Origin of the sequence: Herpetosiphon sp. (assembly GCF_003512625.1) — a bacterium.
Taxonomy (GTDB): domain Bacteria; phylum Chloroflexota; class Chloroflexia; order Chloroflexales; family Herpetosiphonaceae; genus Herpetosiphon; species Herpetosiphon aurantiacus.
In genome coordinates this window covers 23701-39509 of sequence record NZ_DOPT01000044.1, presented here as the reverse complement: position 1 = coordinate 39509, position 15809 = coordinate 23701, and the positions used below count along the sequence as shown (strand labels likewise).

General features: G+C 48.9%; 13 protein-coding genes. 11 read left to right on the top strand and 2 right to left on the bottom strand.

Translation table 11 applies throughout. The features are described 5' to 3' along the window. Positions 1-6 precede the first annotated feature (6 nt). From DEF47_RS09740 to DEF47_RS09720, 5 genes are all read left to right on the top strand, one after another. Positions 7-306: a CsbD family protein gene (locus DEF47_RS09740; protein ID WP_012191389.1), complete on the top strand. Its 300-nt coding sequence runs from the start codon at positions 7-9 to the stop codon at positions 304-306. Between the two features lie 147 nt (positions 307-453). After that, a complete protein-coding gene (locus tag DEF47_RS09735; RefSeq protein WP_012191388.1) occupies positions 454-1503 on the top strand; it encodes a hypothetical protein in 1050 nt (349 codons plus the stop codon). Positions 1504-1669: 166 nt separating this feature from the next. Further along, positions 1670-2275 carry an RNA polymerase sigma factor gene (locus DEF47_RS09730; protein WP_041304737.1) on the top strand — a complete coding sequence of 202 codons (606 nt, stop codon included), beginning with the start codon at positions 1670-1672 and terminating at the stop codon, positions 2273-2275. A 107-nt stretch (positions 2276-2382) separates the two neighbouring features. After that, complete coding sequence (locus DEF47_RS09725) at positions 2383-2862, top strand: hypothetical protein (RefSeq protein WP_287045110.1); 480 nt, start codon at positions 2383-2385, stop codon at positions 2860-2862. A 213-nt stretch (positions 2863-3075) separates the two neighbouring features. Next, complete coding sequence (locus tag DEF47_RS09720; protein ID WP_012191385.1) at positions 3076-3852, top strand: hypothetical protein; 777 nt, start codon at positions 3076-3078, stop codon at positions 3850-3852. Positions 3853-3915: 63 nt separating this feature from the next. Here DEF47_RS09720 and dnaE read toward each other — a convergent pair whose 3' ends face one another. Together dnaE and DEF47_RS09710 are read right to left on the bottom strand one after the other, a co-directional pair. Next, a complete protein-coding gene (gene dnaE, locus DEF47_RS09715) occupies positions 3916-7806 on the bottom strand; it encodes a DNA polymerase III subunit alpha (RefSeq protein WP_012191384.1) in 3891 nt (1296 codons plus the stop codon). A gap of 406 nt (positions 7807-8212) precedes the next feature. Further along, positions 8213-10384 carry a hypothetical protein gene (locus tag DEF47_RS09710; protein WP_012191383.1) on the bottom strand — a complete coding sequence of 724 codons (2172 nt, stop codon included), beginning with the start codon at positions 10382-10384 and terminating at the stop codon, positions 8213-8215. A 279-nt stretch (positions 10385-10663) separates the two neighbouring features. On the opposite strand from DEF47_RS09710, the gene DEF47_RS09705 reads away from it, so the two are divergent. The 6 genes from DEF47_RS09705 to DEF47_RS09680 all read left to right on the top strand — a co-directional run bounded on the left by DEF47_RS09705 (position 10664) and on the right by DEF47_RS09680 (position 15734). Next, positions 10664-11668, top strand: a complete 1005-nt coding sequence (locus DEF47_RS09705; protein ID WP_012191382.1) for a phosphotransferase — start codon at positions 10664-10666, stop codon at positions 11666-11668. A gap of 15 nt (positions 11669-11683) precedes the next feature. After that, positions 11684-12178: a DUF4419 domain-containing protein gene (locus DEF47_RS09700; protein ID WP_041304735.1), complete on the top strand. Its 495-nt coding sequence runs from the start codon at positions 11684-11686 to the stop codon at positions 12176-12178. Beyond that, positions 12178-12828 (top strand): DUF4419 domain-containing protein, encoded by a 651-nt coding sequence (locus DEF47_RS09695; RefSeq protein WP_041304733.1) that lies wholly within the window; start codon positions 12178-12180, stop codon positions 12826-12828. Before DEF47_RS09700 ends, DEF47_RS09695 begins: the two co-directional genes overlap by 1 nt. Positions 12829-12892: 64 nt before the next feature. After that, positions 12893-14074 carry a DUF4419 domain-containing protein gene (locus DEF47_RS09690; RefSeq protein WP_012191381.1) on the top strand — a complete coding sequence of 394 codons (1182 nt, stop codon included), beginning with the start codon at positions 12893-12895 and terminating at the stop codon, positions 14072-14074. A gap of 243 nt (positions 14075-14317) precedes the next feature. Further along, on the top strand, positions 14318-15319 hold the full coding sequence (locus DEF47_RS09685; protein WP_012191380.1) for a WXG100 family type VII secretion target: 1002 nt from the start codon (positions 14318-14320) through the stop codon (positions 15317-15319). A 22-nt stretch (positions 15320-15341) separates the two neighbouring features. Next, positions 15342-15734 (top strand): hypothetical protein, encoded by a 393-nt coding sequence (locus tag DEF47_RS09680; RefSeq protein WP_012191379.1) that lies wholly within the window; start codon positions 15342-15344, stop codon positions 15732-15734. Positions 15735-15809: the final 75 nt, after the last annotated feature.

Sequence of the window (15809 nt, the reverse complement as noted above, 5' to 3'; positions counted from 1 at the left end):
TTAGCAATGAGTAATTTAGGCGAACGAATCAAAGGTAAGGCTGAAGAAATATATGGCGATGCCAAAGAACGCCTTGGCGATGCCTTAGATAACGAACAAATGCAAGCTGAAGGCCGCGCCACCGAACTCAAAGGCGAAGCCCGCCAAGAGGCCGCCAAAGCCGCCGAACGGCTGGGTGGCATGGCCGATGAAGCCAAAGGTAACCTCAAACAAGTAGCTGGCGATTTGTTGAACAACGAACAAATGCAAGCTGAGGGTATCGCTGAAGAACTCAAAGGCGAAGCCCGTCGCAAAGCCAACCAATAGCTATCAACAGTTCCCTCGCAATAGCTCACCTAACGCCACCATGAATCGGTGGCGTTAGGCTTTTATGGTGATTTTTGCCGTAGTACCCGCCCAAAATGCCTCCATTGTGGCTCTATCTCAGGTAGAGTAAAACAAATGGAGGCGTTTATGAATCGTTCAAGCTCACTATTCACATTATTAATCGTGGCAATCTTATTGATTCCAACATCATCACAAGCAACCACGAGTACCTCAACTCGCCGCTTTATCGATCAGCCTTGGCTGAATCTTTATTATACAAATTTGGTATGGGAAGATACGGGTAAATGTCGGGCGATGTTCCGCGTGAAAACTACGGATTTATGCACCCATGGCCCTGATTCGCCTGAACCTCAAATGGCTAAAAGTTGGGCTGAAGAATTATTTTATCCTAACAATCAAATGCATTTGTCAATAGAGCAATCATCCCAACCTTGCCTTGACGATAGTACCAACGACTATCGAACTCAAGTTTTATATGTGCGGGCTAGCGATGCCCAAGATAATAGCTCGATCATCGCGCCCGTTTTACGCAAGCATTTATTGGGTGTAAACGAAATCTATAACCAAAGTGCCCAATTAACTGGTGGTCAGCGCCATATTCGTTGGCAACTTAACCAAGCCTGCCAAATTGACGTGCAGCATGTGGTTATTCCGCCAGCAGCCGATGATGATTTTGGCGCAACGATCAATGCCGTGGTGGCCCAAGGCTTCAATCGTGATGATCGTAAATATGTGATGTTTGTTGAAGCCCGCTATTACTGTGGGATTGCCACGGTGCAGCACGATACGCAACCAAGCAGTGCCAATTTAAATAACCATAGCGTAGCCTATGCCCGGATTGATGCTGGCTGTTGGAATGCTCGCGTAGTCGCTCACGAACATATGCATATGATTGGTGGAGTTCAGCCAAGTGCGCCGCATACCACCAAGAGTTGGCATTGCACCGATGAATGGGACATTATGTGCTACTCCGATGCACCGTCGTATCCAGATTTAGAAATCGCCTGCCCTGAGCATAGCATTCGTGATATTTTCGATTGTGGCAATGATGATTATTTTCATACCAACCCAGCCGCCGATAATTACCTTGCCAGCAATTGGAATAGCGCCAATAGCCTATTTTTGAGCCAACAAAGCCAATATTGGCGGATCTATCTGCCGATTGCCAGCAATTGAACGGGCCGGACTACCCATGCCAGTCCTTGTTAGAACTAGTAGTAGTACAGTGCTGATAAGTGCCTTGTAGTGCAGGCGAGATATGCCTTTAGGGCTATAGGCAGTTTGCGCAATAAGCCGTAGCCTAAAAGCCTGATTGATTGAATTATGTTGAATGGGCACATGTATGAACACATTGGCTAATGCTGCGCTGATTCCCCTGCTGATCGCTGCCAAACAGGCCGACCGAGGCGCGTTCGTCCAAATCTATGAGCATTATCGCAATGCCTTGCTGCGCTTTTTCTATGCTCATTGCAGCAGTGCTGATCTGGCTGAGGAGTTGAGTAGCGAACTATGGTTGCGGGTGGTGGAGCATCTGCCACACTTCAATTTGCCGCTCGAGCATGCTGATTTGGCCTTTACTGGCTGGCTTTTTCAAATTGCGCGGCATCTGCTCACCGATGGTTATCGCCAACGCCAGCGTCAAGCCTATGAACCACTCAACGAGGCAACCGCGCTGGCCAACTCTGATCCAACCGCAATTAGCGAATTACACGCAATTCAAGCATCGTTAGTCCATGCTTTAGCCGCGCTCACGCCCGATCAACGTGAGGTAGTGTACCTACGCTTTTTTGCCCACTACACCAGTGCCCAAGTCGCTGCCTATACTGGTCGAACGGAATATGCGGTCAAATCGTTGCAATATCGTGCCCTGCATACCCTTGCTCGCTCAACCGAGCTTCGGCAATGGTATCTTGGTGAAAAAGAGCCGCTGTTTAAATTTAGCATGTGATGAAAACCTTTCCAAGAGAGAATAGGACTAATGGTCTATCAGCAAGCCATAGCGAAAAAGCACTCCTCACGTTTTACCTAGCAGAATCGCAACAGAAGGAGCCACCCATGTCAGCAAAACCAACCAACGAATGGCGTTTCAAAATCTTGCTTGCCAGCCTTGTAATCATTTTTATGTTTGCAGGGTTGAGCCAAGCCAGCGGCAAAACCAGCCCCTTAGACCATGGTGTCGATAATCCATACCCAATGCCAACCCGGACTCGCGTGCCGTTTGTCACTCGTACACCCCGCCCAACTCATGTGCCAATCACCCGCACACCCCGCCCAACTCGTGTGCCAATCACTCGCACGCCCGAGGCCACTCGTACACCTTGGCCAACCCCACTTGCTACTCGCACTCCATTGGCAACGCGCACGCCCGAGGCCACTCGTACACCTTGGCCAACCCCACTTGCTACTCGCACTCCATTGGCAACGCGCACGCCCGAAGCTACCCGCTTGCCGATCACCCGCACGCCCGAGGCAACGCGTACACCTTGGCCAACCCGCACCCCTGAAGCAACAAAAACGCCAACTCCTACACTTTAGTTAAATTATAGAGCAGCCAGATTACATATTGATCTCGCTGCTCTAGCTACAAAAATAGGACTAAAGATTAAATAAGTACTTTTAATATTTTATACGAGTAGTAATAATTAAATGCCAAGAATATAGGACTAAAGAACTGTAAAATTCACATATCGATTGATTGAATACTTCGTTTCTCTCAATAGCAATACTATTTTGGTGAAGGAGTATTCAATGTTTAAATTCCGATCGATTTCAAGCAAGCGATTAACGCTATTCGCAAGCAGTCTAGGATTATTGTTAATCGCAGGTTGTAGCCAAACAACCCAACAAACGCAGAATTCCAGCAACTATCCAGGACCACAAGCTACGGCAACTGCTTTGATCGCTTCAACTACCCGCACGCCGCGCCCAGAACCAACCAAAACTAAAACTGCCACTGCGGTAGCCACGCCTACGCGTCCAGCCACCTATCCTCAGCCGACTAAAACGCTGGTAGCAGTTGCGACCCGTACCCCACGGCCTGAACCAACCAACATCGCCTCACCCGTGCCAGCAACTCCAAGCCAAACCTTGGTTGCGACCCGCACGCCCCGACCTGAACCAACATTAACGCCACGCCCAGCGCCAACCGCAACCAACATTCCACCAGTCAATCCCTATCCGCAGCCAACCACTGGCAGCCAACCAACGCTTGTCATTCAACCAACGGCTGGCGTTCAGCCTACAACTGGAACGCAACCAGAACCAACTCAGACCCCACGATCAGAACCAACGGCCAATCCGTATCCGCAGCCCCAACCAACGCGCACGCCTCGGCCCGAACCGACGGCCAATCCGTATCCACAGCCTCAACCAACGCGCACACCCCGACCCGAACCGACGGCCAATCCGTATCCACAGCCACAGCCAACGCGCACGCCTCGGCCCGAACCGACGGCCAATCCGTATCCACAGCCACAGCCAACGCGCACGCCCCGACCCGAACCAACCCAACATCCCTATCCATAAGCTAAAATGAAGCAGAGGCGATCGAATTCGATCGCCTCTGCTTCTCTTTTTGATACGTGCAATCTAGAGTTGTTCGAGCACTGCGCTCTCTTGACCAAGCATTGAGTAGAGGTTGCTCAATAAGCCCTCTTGGGGATTGATGCGATAACTTGGTTCTAACATCACTTGGCCCATTGGATTCGGCAAATAGATCGTGATTGGCTGGTCACCTTCATAGCCGCGCAACACCCGATCAATCTCTTGCATGCGCCGAATATCAGTTTCGGTGTTGCCTGAGCGGGGCAAATAAATGTGGAGATGATAACGCGGCCCGCTAGCAATCGCTACGTTGCTGCTATCTTCAGGCGCTGCGGTTGGCGCAACACTGACTTTACGCCGTGGCCGTGGCACAATTGTAACGGCGGCTGGAGCTGCTTCGGCATGACCATTGCCATTGCTATGATTGCCGTTGCCATTGGGATAATGCCCGTTGCCATTGCCATTACTTGCAGCATAGCCATTGCCATTGCTATTAGCGGGGGCTGAATTAACGCTGGGTGTGCTCATAGCTGGACGTACCTCAACATACACATCGTCATGGAATGGTTCCTCAGGCATTGGTGCGCCATCATCAAGATACTCGGGCATGGCCTCGACCGCGCCAACCGAACGCCGCACCGCCACGGTTGCCGCAGGTGCAGCTTTGTTGGTTGTTTGTTCAACCTTAAAGGCCGTGACGGATTCAAGCATCAACTGCATTTCGTCGCGGCGATTGTCAACTTTGGCCGTAATTTGCACAATTGCATCATCAACCAGCAGCTCGGCATATTGCTCCAAAGTACGTGGAAAGGCCACAAATTCAATTTCGCCCTCAAGATCCTCGACCTTGCCCACCAGCATCGAATCGCCTTTTTTGGTTTGGATGCGCTTGGTGTTGTTAATCATGCCAATCAAGCGGATGGTTGTGCCAATGTGCTTTTTATCGATCATTCCAAGGCTGATCCGACCTGGATCGTGTGGAGCATTGGCTAAGGCTTGAGCCATGGGATGCTCAGAGATATACATCCCCAACAGCTCTTTTTCCCAGTTCAACAATTCGCGCTGCATTTCGAGGCCAGTTGCGGCTGGCGGAAAGGGAATTGGTGAGATCGTCGGAGTGCTGGTTTGCTCGCCACCACCCAGCATATCAAACAGGCTATTTTGGCCTGCTTCACGGGCTTTTTGGGTTTCATGGCCGGCGCTAATCGCCCGATCAAGGATTGCTAATTTTTGGTGACGCGTGCCAGGCAACGAATCCATCGCGCCACATTTGACCAAACTTTCCATTACGCGCTTGTTAAGCACACCGCGATCAACCCGCGCACAAAAATCTTCGATGCTGCTGAATGGGCCGCTTTCGTCGCGAACTTTCAAAATTGCCTGAATCGGACCAACCCCTACGTTGCGAATTGCACTCAGTCCAAAGCGAATCCCGCGATTGTATTTGATGCCTTCGGGCAATTCGCCAGCAATATCAACAATCGTAAAGCCTTCTTTGCTCCCATTGACATCGGGCGGCGAGACGGCTACGCCCAAACGCGAGGCTTCGGCAACGCTCTTGGCCACTTCATCGATCTCGCCCGAAGCTGCTGAGAGCGTAGCGGTCATATATTCGGTTGGATAATTGTTTTTGAGCCAAGCCGTTTGATACGAGAGCAAACCATACAGCGTCGAGTGCGGACGGTTGAATGAATAGCCAGCAAATGGCAGAATCAGTTCCCATAGTTCGTCGGCTTGAGCTTGGGTTAGGCCTTTGCGTAAACACCCTTCTTTAAACCGCACCGAGTTTTCAGCCATCAGCTCTTTGTTTTTCTTGCTGATGGCCTTAATCACGATATAGGCTTCACCAAGCGTATATTCAGCAACTGCTTGGAGCAATTGCATAATTTGTTCTTGATAAACGATAACCCCGTAGGTATCTTCAAGAATTGGCTTGAGAATCGGGTGAATATATTTAATCGCGTGGGGATTATTTTTGTTGTGAATATAGACTGGAATTTGTTCTAGCGGGCCTGGCCGATACAGTGCCACCATACCGTACAAATCATCCACACGGGTCGGCTTGAGCTGTACAAGATAACGGGTCATGCCTGCCGATTCAAGCTGGAAAACATCGACAGTTTCGCCACGGCCTAGGGCTTCAAAGGTTTTCTTATCATCAAGCGGAATATCCGAGAGCCACATGGTTTTGCCAGTGGTTTGCTCGATCAGCTGCAAGGCTTCGGCGGCCACCGAAAGGTTGGTCAAGCCCAAAATATCCATTTTGAGCAGACCCATTTTTGCTAGCGTTGGGCCTTCAAAAGCGGCCATTACCCCATGTTCATCTTTGGTGGTGCGTTGCAATGGCACCATGTTTTCGAGCGGATGGCGACTAACGACGACCCCACAGGCATGGGTGCCGACGCTCTTCATCCGTCCCTCGACCTTTTGCGCCCAATCCATCAATTCGCGCAATTTGGGGTCGGTATCGTAAATTTGCTTCAGTTCGGGTACTTTATCCAGCGATTTAGCGATGGTCATGCCCACAGGCAAGGTTGGAATTAATTTGGCAACCCGATCAACTTCACTCAGCGGAATATCAAGCACCCGACCCATATCGCGTAACGCTGCTTTGGCTCCTAGCGTGCCATAGGTGATAATTTGGGCCACATTTTCACGGCCATATTTGGTCGCAATATAATCGAGAATTTCGCCGCGTCGCGCATCGGCAAAATCGGTGTCGATATCGGGCATTTCCAAGCGTTCGGGCGAGAGAAAACGCTCGAACAGCAGTTTATTCTGCACCGGATCAACATCAGTGATGCCTAAGCAATAGAGAACCAACGAAGCGCCCGCTGAACCCCGTGGCAGACAGGGAATCCCATTCGAGCGAGCGAATTTGACATAATCCCAAACGATCAACATATAATCAGGGAAGCCAGTTTGGTTGATCACATCAAGTTCATAGCTGAGGCGCTGCACATATTCCTCAGTGGGATTGCCATTGCAGCGCTTGATCAAGCCTTCTTCACAAATCAGGCGCAAATAGGAAGCAGCATCGTGACCTTCGGGAATATCAAATTCGGGCAATTCGACCCGCCCAAAATCCAGTTTCAAGTTACACATATCGGCAATTCGGCGGGTATTTTCCATCGGAGCCGTGCCATAGATTTTGTAACGATCCCACATTTCGTCACCTGACATAATGTGGTAGGTTTCGTCCATTTGATAATTTTTCGAGCACAACTCTTGGAGTGTCAGGTTAAAGCCCATTGCCATCACCCGCGAATGGGTATCGAGGTCTTCGCGGCGCACAAAGTGGGTATCGTTGGTCGCCACCAAAGGCACGTGCATCTCATTGGCGATCCGCACCAACTCTTCGTTAATTTCGACCAGTTCTGGAGTATTGTTGTGCAGTTGCAATTCGATGAAATAATTCTCAGGCCCGAATAAATCGCGGAACCATGCCACCGTTTCGATCGCTTTTTGGCGTTGCTTAGCTTGAACTTGCTGAATCACTTCGCCCGCAATACACGACGAGGTAACGATCAAGCCTTCGTGATACTGCTCAAGCAACTGGCGATCGATCCGTGGTCGGGCGAAAATGCCCTTGCCCATCCCATCGAGATGCGAGCGCGAGGTCAATTTCACCAAATTGCGATAACCAACCTCGTTTTGGGCAATCAACAGCAGGTGATAATAATTTTTGCCACCCTTAACCATAGGATCTTTGTTGGAGTTGGGAGCGATATAGGCTTCCATGCCAATAATTGGCTTGACATTGGCTTTTTTGGCGTTGGCATAAAACTCCATTGCGCCATACATCACACCATGGTCGGTTATGGCGATGCTGTCCATCTGAAGTTCAGCCGCACGTTCGGCGATGGCCTTAGTTGTGGCATAGCCATCAAGCAAGCTATACTCCGAGTGAACGTGAAGATGGACAAAATCTTTCATAACAAACCTCTTCTATGGCTAGAGTTGCCCATAGCGAAAGCCGCCCACAAATTGGCGGCAAAATAGCAAAAAATGCTTTACACAAATTGAGTGCAAAAGGTGGTTTTTAGGCCATCGCTATGGTAGAGAAAACGCTTATTCTCAGCTTGGTGTGTCAAGGGAGCGTGTAGTTTACTCAGAATTTGAGGTAAAAAAGCCCGTTTTGCTGGCTCCCGCTTGGTCTTTGTATTATACCATAGCTGCTTGTGGATAACTACGTGAATAAGCTGTGGATTAAAGGTGTAAAACATTATGTCGAGGTTTCTACATAATCGCCGCTAGTAGGTTAAACCCCAAGTGGGTTTGATCAAGTACCATCAATCAAACCCACTTGGGCAGCATCAACAGCGATTAATCGCTGCCTTACTTAACGCACGATCTGCGGCAAATAGCACAGATATGTTGTATTTTCGGGCGGCCCAAAGCTGAGTGCAGCCACACCCAACGAGGGCGTTTCCCCAACATGAGTAAATTTGCCTGCAAGATACAAATGCCGATCGTTGACACTAATTTGGGTAACCTCGCCATTGGCTGGCTGAGCTAGGCCTTGCCAACTTGTGCCATCCCACCGCGCTAGCGTGCCAGTTGCAACAGTATCAACGCTTGCGAATGGCCCACCAACATACAAAAAGTCATCGTCATCAGCCACCAAGACATTTGGCACTTGATCAAACGTCGCAACCAAATCACTGCTCGTTCTATTGAAACGCCGTAGCTGATTGTGCTCAAGGAAGTAAAGCGAGCCGCGCCAGCCAACAATTTGCAAACGACTTTGACTATCGGTAATCCCCAAAATTGCAATTTCTTGCCAACTTGTCCCATCCCACTGTTTAAAGTGGGTGTGCCAGTAGCCGCGTTCGCCACTTGGCTCAACCGCATACAATTGATCGCCAGTCATCAATACCTGATCGCGAATAGCTAAAGGATAGGTATAAGGAGCAAGATTGCTAATTTGGCCTTGATTGATCAAAACTACGCCTTTTAAGAAATCTCCATACAAATTGCCTAAAAGTTGCGAGCCTGAAATAGTCCAAGTACTAATCGCAGTGCTCGCGCCAAAGACATCGCTCAGCGTGCCATTGGACTGAATCTGCCACAGATTTCGCGCAATGTTGTTGGTCGTGGTAATAGCGTGCTCGGAGCCAAAATAGCTGGTTTGATCATCAACCGAGAGCACTTGGAACGGTTGCGAAGTAATTTTATGCACTAAAGGCTGCCAACTAATCGTATTCCAAGTGAAAAGCTTTTGATCGTAGCTAGCGAATGGGTTGAAATCTTTCGTATGGGCAATTGGTCTGCCTTGCTGCCCACCAAGGCTAGCAACATTGGCATAGCGCATGGTTGTGGCAAGCGATTCAAGTTGCGTTCCATCCCAACGGACGAGGCTGCTTGGTTGACCATTGAGGGTGAAATCGCCCGCTAGATAGAGCAGATTATTACGATTAGCAAGCGTGTCAATTCGGCGAATTTGCATTGGCAAGTTGACCAATTGCCAAGCAGCGGGCGTAAGTTGATACAGTTGTTTACTATCACTCACATAAATTTGCTGGTTGGCAAGTTGGGTAAAGCTCATATAGGTAAATTTGAGCGACGTTGAAATACTATTCGTCCATTGATCGGTTTGCCAAACTTGTACTTGGGTATGGGTGCGGTTGGAATCGCTATAGATCGGACGATAGAAACCGTCGTTTCCTGCAAATAACCATTGGAAATTATAGCGTTGGGAAAAATCCGGCCAAGGCATCTCGATCCATTCATCGTTTTGCCACAAGGCATAACTTACCACATATGGCTCTTCACCAGGATGGGTATGGGTTATCATCATGCGATCATCAACGATCTTCATTCCATGTACTTCGTCAATTGGATAGCTGGGTATGCTCACAAGCTGTTGATTGCGCCAACCAATAATCCCGCTCGTTGGCTGACCATTGAAGCGATTGAAATTGCCTGCTAGATAGAGTGTATCGCTCATCACGCCTAATTGCCCAACCCGAGCAGTGGTAGCATCGCTACGGCTAACCCCACTACCAACAGCCGCAAAATTCGTGCCATTCCAAAGGGCAATTCCGTTCAGTGGCGTTCCAGCTAAGCGCTTAAACCGTCCACCAAGATAGAGTTGATCGTGATAGTAGGCCGCCGTAGCCAGCGTGCCACTATCATCAGCATGCAGCCCATAGCCTTGCCACGTGCCTTGCTGGCTCATGGTGGCAAGCCCGTTAACTAATTGGCCATTCAGATAGTTGAAATCGCCCAAAACCGTTAATCTGCCATCGTCAGCAAACACCAAATTAGTAATCGTGCCTGGAATATTGAGGTTATTAGCTAAACGTGAATTCCACGTTCCAGTGATCGTTTGGGTGGTTTGGAGGTGATTTAACGCGGGTTGGCTAAGAGTCACAAATTGAGTTGAATCAACAAGCGCAGCAGAATCATGCGCAGCAACTATTGGCGCTCGGTTGATAATACCCAAAATTGCCAAATGCCCTATAACCAATAACAATAGCATCCGCCTGAGTGCTGAGCGAGTTGGCAGCATTGACAAACTCCTTAATAATTGTTGAGTAAATTAACTAACTATCTAGTGATATAGCAGATTTTTAATAATTTGTAAACACCGTAAATCGAATCAATCGCTGCCCAGTAGGTGTATCCCCATTCGTAGCCAGCCAATCCTTGACAATACTTGACATCCAAAACTGCTAGGTTGATACTTAACCAACACATTAGCTCCACACTCCCCTCACCTATTTTTATGCTTGAGCTTGCTTTCCAAGGGCGTAAGGCAAGCCAGTTATTTCGCTGAAGGAAGACTGTTATGCAGCAAGCCCTTGCCCCCGACCCTGCCACGATTCGTCAACATCTTACCCAAACCTATGCGATTCAGCCCAACCGCATCGAGCAAATCAATCGTGGCAATGACCCACGCGCGGCGATTTACCATGTGCAAACCAACGAACAACCCTACTTTCTCAAGCTCAAGGCTGGCTCAATCTATCAGGCAGGGGTGTTATTATCGCGCTATCTCAAGGATCGGGGAGTGGCGGCGGTTGCGCCAGTCGATACCCGCACCCAGCAGCTTTGGAGCCATTGCCAACAATTTCATAGCGTGCTCTACCCCTATATCGAAGGCGCAACAGGCATGGACCAAGGCATGTCGGCGCTGCAATGGCGGAGTTTTGGCCAACAATTGCGCCGAATTCATACGATGCAAGTGCGTGCGCCGCTACGCCAGATGCTGCAATGGGAGCAATTTCGCCCGCTCTGGTTGCCAACGGTTCAAGCAATTCACAACAGCATCAATACTTGGCCAATTGGCGATAGCTATAGCGCCGAGTTAATTGATTTTTGGCGAGTCAAATCGGTCGAAATCAGTTATTTGATCAAGCGAATTAGCGCATTAGGCCATGAGCTAAGGGCCAATGCTGGTGATTTTGGCCTGAGCCATGGCGATATTCACACCGCCAACATTGTGCTCGATCAGATTCAACAGATTAATATCGTCGATTGGGATTACCCGATGTTTGCTCCCAAAGAGCGTGATTTGCGTTTTGTGGTTGGTTCTGTCATCGGTGTGCCAGTGCAGCAGCATGAAGAACAATGGTTTTTTGAGGGCTACGGCCAACCAACGATTGACTACAAAGCCTTGGCCTACTATCGTTATGAGCGGGTGATTCAAGACCTTGGCGATTATGCCCAGCGGGTATTGTTACGCCGTGATGCCCCGCCAGCATTCAAACAAGCCGCCTTACAATCGTTGCGTTCGCGCTTTTCGACTGGCAATATCATCGAATCGGCCTATCAAGCTGATCGCACAAGTTAATGGAGAAGGATTGAGATGCCTACAATTGCCCCAATTTTAGCTCAAAGCCATGACTCAATTCGGTTTGTAGTCGATGCAGTTGAGCCATGCCAAAGCTCGCCAGTGTGCTTGCAACCCCAAGAATTGCCGCTTTGGCAAGGGCTGCCACCACTGAAAACCCTGCAAACCCAAACTCAATTATTTGCCCGAACGGGCAGTGATCATCAATTATTGAGTTGTTTGGAGCTAGCCTATGGGCAACATTATCCGCTGGTGCTCACCCCCGATTGCATTTGGCTGACAATCGCCCAAGGTTTTAGTTCGCACGTAAATCAACACTATCAACAATTACGCCAACGCTTAGTTGAACATACAGGCAAAAAAAACTTGCGGGTTGATGAAGGGATCACATGGGCTGATACGATTGGGTTTTGGGCCGACCAACTAGCGCAAGCTCTACCTAAAAACCTAGTTAAAATGACTTTTCAACCACAACTTCAATCACCCATACCGCCAGCCAGATTGTGTTGATGGAGGGCTTTCAAGCCTTTTTTGACTATGATTTTATGCCAATCTGTGGCATTCCAAATATTACGTTGCTGGGCACACCTGCCGATTGGCACTCAATCGCTGAACGGGTAAAATGGCTAGCAACTTTTGATCTTGGCTGGTGGACGGAGCGGCTAGCTTCAATTTGCGAGGGCTTGATTTTAACCATCGAAGGTCAACCGCCGCATAGGTTCTGGCAACAAATCTATCATCAAACCAGTGGTTTTTGTGATGACAAAATTGATGGCTGGATTATCGATTTGTTTCCATATATCAAGAAAGTTGGTAAACCTGGCCAGTTATGTCGTAACCCAATGCTTGCCCACCAACGCCAGCTTTTGGATGATCCGCTTGCCTCACCATCAATCCAACTAACTCAACCTGAACCATTGGTAAATTTGGCGGAAATAGAGCCATTTGATCCTGAGGTGTTGGAGTTTGAAACTGAGTCCAGAGAAAGCGGTCTTGCGCCTTGGATTTTTCCGAGTGGTTTAGCCAAAGTGACGACAACCTATCGCGAGCATATAGATGGACCTGCAACGAAGGTTAGGCTAGTCGCAGGCTTGATTGGCACAGGCTACAATCGTGATACCAATCAACTTAGCCCTGAAATTGGTTGGGCGGTGTATTAATGAAATTTAGCTGTGCTAGGTGCTTATCGTTAAGTGCGATTTGACTGAATGGAGAAGTATTGAGATGCCTGAAATTGCCCCAATTTTAGCCCAAAGCCATGGCTCAATTCAGTTCGTGGTCGATGCAGTTGAGCCTTATCAAAGTTCGTTTGAGTTGGTTGCTGCTCAGGCGCAATTTGCGACTCGGATCAAACGCCAGCTCATCCAAACCAGCCATGATCCGGCTCAGTTGTTGGTCAAAACGAATACTGATAATCCATTAATTCAAACAATCCACCTTGCTTTTAGCCAGCACTATCCCTTGGTACTCACACCCGATTGTCTTTGGCTAACGATCGCTCAGGGCTTTGCGAATCATGTCAACCGACATGCTGAGCATTTGCGCCAGCGTTTTGTTGCCCATGAAGCTAAAAAGCAGCTCACCATTCGGGTTGATGATCTCAGTAGTCAAGCAGCATGGACCCAAGCAATCGAACTTTGGGCAGCATTCCTCAATCAAGCATTACCCGACCAACTTGCCCAAACCTTGCAATGCGATTTTTCAACCACAACCTCAATTAGCCGCACCGCCAGCCAAATTGGGTTGATGGAAAGGTTTGAGCATTATTTTGATTACGGGGCGGTTTGCGTTTGTGGCATTCCAAATATCACCCTGCTAGGCACGCCTGCCGATTGGCGCTCAATCGCCGAACGTGTCGAACGCTTGGCCGAGTATGATTTGGCTTGGTGGACGGAGCGAATTGCCCCAATTTGCGAGGGCTTGATTTTGACTAGCGAAGGCCGACCGCCGCACAGTTTTTGGCAACAACTCTATAAACCCTATGATCAGTATGGTGGCGAAGTTGTCACGGGCTGGGTTGCCGACCTCTTTCCTTATATCAAAGATACCAAAGAACAGCCAACGCTGCGCAATCCGCTGTTTGAGCAACCACGTTCAAGCCTATTAAATGCTGAACTTGATCACGAGCTTGATTGGCCGTACAACCCCGCAATCTATCAAGAAAGGCTGATTCAGTACTTATTTGAGCTACCCGCCGAAAGTGATGCAACTCCAAGCAAAAGCCTTGGTGAGGGCATTGCTAATCATCGCTTCCCTAGTGGCTTAGCTCGCGTACCAATCACAATCGAATTGCCTGATGGCTCAAACCAAGCATTGGCCTGTGTGGCTGGCTTGATTGGTACACACTACGATTCTGCCAAACAACAGCTTAGCCCTGAAATTGGTTGGGCGGTTTGTCAAAGATGAATTATGTAGGCTGAACTTTTCAGCCATCGATCGAGAGGGAATGCGAGTAATGATATTTTAGCAGGTGATAGTCCAGCAGCATCGATAACACTCTGATATTAATCCCTGTACTTTTTCGTCTATGGATTCGCTTCCATAGCAGAGCATGCTATACTCTTCCTCGACGAGAATACCCCACATCGCAGCCTTATTCGAGCCACCACTGTATTCCTCGCAACAGAATTATTTAGGAGGAATGAGCATATGACCGCCGAAATCGTTCAAGCTCAATTTGAGCAGCTTGAGCAAATCGCCAGCCGTTTCAACCGCCAAGCCGAACAAAGTGAATCGATCACCCAAAGTATTCGTCAAGTGCACGATGCTTTAGTTGGCGGCCAATGGCAAGGCGATGCCGCCAAAGCCTTTGCCAATGAAATGCAAAGCAATGTTTTTCCGGCCTTTAGGCGCCTAACCGCTGCCCTCCGCGAGAGTCAAGCAGTTACCTTACAAATCAAAAACCTGATGCGCCAGGCCGAAGAAGAAGCCGCCCGCTTGTTTCAAGGGCCGCTGACCGAAGGCGATGCCGCAGCAAAACCTGCTGGAGGACAGCCTAATAGCAATACTACCCAATTTACAGCCGAAGAAACACCAACGCCAACCCCACCTGCCGACCCTAACAACTACGATCGCTTTGATCAAACCTTGCAATACATGCATCAAGAGATGATCACCAATGCCCAAAGCGAAACTGTAGGCATGATCAAATCGTTGCTCGACTCATTTAGAAATCCCCAATGGTACGACTATCTTGGTGGCGGCAATCCCGGTGATAAATTAATTGCGGCCTTAGCAATGTGGGCAGCCAAAGTCCATAGCGGCGGCGATTGGGATCACAAGCCAAAATTAAACGATCTGCTTGATCTTGATGGCGATCCCTCTACCAATGCTGATAACGATTTCTACTTTCCGATTCGTGGCGACCAAACCAACGAATACTACTACGATATTTGGTCAAATATTCACTATGGCTATGTTGGGGCAGCCGCTGGCTTTGATACCAGCACCCTGCAAGATGGAGCCAACCTTGGCGATGCCTTCACCGGCACGAACGACCCAGGCGATGTGCTAACTGTGCAGATTGGGATTGATCTCTGGAACAAATATGGTAGTTCGATGACTCCTGAACAATTGCATGCCGAAATTTTGGCACATCGCGACGAGTTGGTTAATCTCGATAAAACGACATCAGGCAAAAATCAACGCTAGTTGATCCGGCTGGAGTTAGCACATGGCAGGGTTTAGTGATCTCTTGATGATCAGCGGTATATTGGTCTTTTTTCTATTGAGTAGCTTGAGCTTGGGCTATAGTATCGGTCAGTTGGCCAGCCCATATGCAACGATCAAGCTATTGCCGATTGTGATTGCTGCCAGCCTTGGTCTTGCCAGCCTTGCTGGTTGTTATTGGTGCTTTAGCAGCTTTTCACGCTTTGATCTGATCGATCGTTGTCGGCCTGATGGCACGGGTTTTTGTGCCAGTAACGGTCAGGCAATCGACCAATTTGAACAAGCTTTATTGCAAGAACAACGCTGGCAATTTGGCTTGTGGATTATCATTCCCCTGATCGTGCTGCTTGGCTTGACATGGTTGTTCAAACGTCGAACACCGCGCCTAGCCAGCTAATCGCGTATAATTGAGCATCAGATCGTTGCCCATGGGTTGAGCCTCAGCCCATGGGTTTTTAATGGAATGAGCGCC